A 639-nucleotide genomic window follows, 5' to 3' on the forward strand; every position below is an offset into this window, starting at 1 on the left:
CACATCCGCACCCGTCTTACGGATCGCGCCCGCGTCCTTGCCGAGATTGGTGACCGCGGTTTCCAGGACACCGAGGTTGCCGGTGAACTGCGGGATCGCGGAAGGAGAGATCACGCTTCCTGCACCCCCGGCTTGCCCAGATCGATATCCGGCGCGGACAGCGCCTTGCGCTGCGCCTCGGCGGCCATCTCCGTATCCCCGTTCAAATACGCGGTGGTGGCCTCGACCGCACCGGTCAGCGACTTGCCCGCCCGCGCCGCCACGAACTTGATGTCCTTCACCGCATGCTCGGCGAACTGCGACAACGCCAAAGCCACCAGACCGCCCTGGTCGGAGCCCTCCGCGCCTTCGGCGGCGATCGTGCCCGCCGATGTCGCGGCCGACTTCAGATGCTCACCGAAACTCGTGGCCTGCTTCTCGATCCCGCCGGCCGTCTCACCCGTGGTCTTCAGGACGCCCTGAACACCCTGCGGCCGAATATCCCAGCCCGACACCACTACCCCCGTTCCCGGATCCGCAGGTTCAGCCGATGGAGTCGACGGCGGCCTTCGCGCGCTGCAGCGTCTGCTGCGCGGTGCCGTCGTTCTTCTCCAGCGTGGTCTTCAGGAGCTGGATGATGGTGCGGACCTCGTTGGAGGC

General features: G+C 67.1%; 1 protein-coding gene and 1 pseudogene. Both read right to left on the reverse strand.

Annotation, left to right across the window (positions count from 1 at the left end):
• Positions 1–110: 110 nt before the first annotated feature.
• Positions 111–497: a DUF6507 family protein gene (locus tag H9Y04_RS45910; RefSeq protein WP_187820186.1), complete on the reverse strand. Its 387-nt coding sequence runs from the start codon at positions 495–497 to the stop codon at positions 111–113.
• A 25-nt stretch (positions 498–522) separates the two neighbouring features.
• Positions 523–639 (reverse strand): annotated as a pseudogene (locus tag H9Y04_RS49255) (hypothetical protein); the annotation flags it as partial.

This window comes from Streptomyces polyasparticus, assembly GCF_014493765.1.
GTDB lineage: Bacteria > Actinomycetota > Actinomycetes > Streptomycetales > Streptomycetaceae > Streptomyces > Streptomyces polyasparticus.